Source organism: Sphingomonas sp. AOB5 (assembly GCF_029433115.1).
Taxonomy (GTDB): Bacteria; Pseudomonadota; Alphaproteobacteria; order Sphingomonadales; family Sphingomonadaceae; genus Sphingomonas.
In genome coordinates this window covers 1-243 of sequence record NZ_JARNTV010000142.1, presented here as the reverse complement: position 1 = coordinate 243, position 243 = coordinate 1, and the positions used below count along the sequence as shown (strand labels likewise).

The 243-nt window shown below is 58.8% G+C and carries 1 pseudogene; it reads right to left on the bottom strand.

Annotation, left to right across the window (positions count from 1 at the left end):
• Nucleotides 1–243: pseudogene (locus P1X14_RS22080) on the bottom strand (hypothetical protein); the annotation flags it as partial.

The following is a 243-nucleotide window of genomic DNA, read 5'->3' as shown; positions in this document are numbered from 1 at the left end:
ACAGGCGTAATTGCTCTTCCAACCTAGTACCGAGCTCGGTGAGGGGCGCCTGCCCACCGAGAACCTCGACCGCGCTCAGCAACGAAGCGCGCATTTCTGGAACAAGCTTCAAATAGGCTGCGAAGGCTGGCTTCAGCGATTCGTTTGTCGAAGATTCGGCAACGGCAGTAAGCGTCTCGGCCGCAAGTTTGGGCTGCCGCTTAACACCCGCAGGGTAAAGCGCGGATGGCAAAAGCAGGCTGG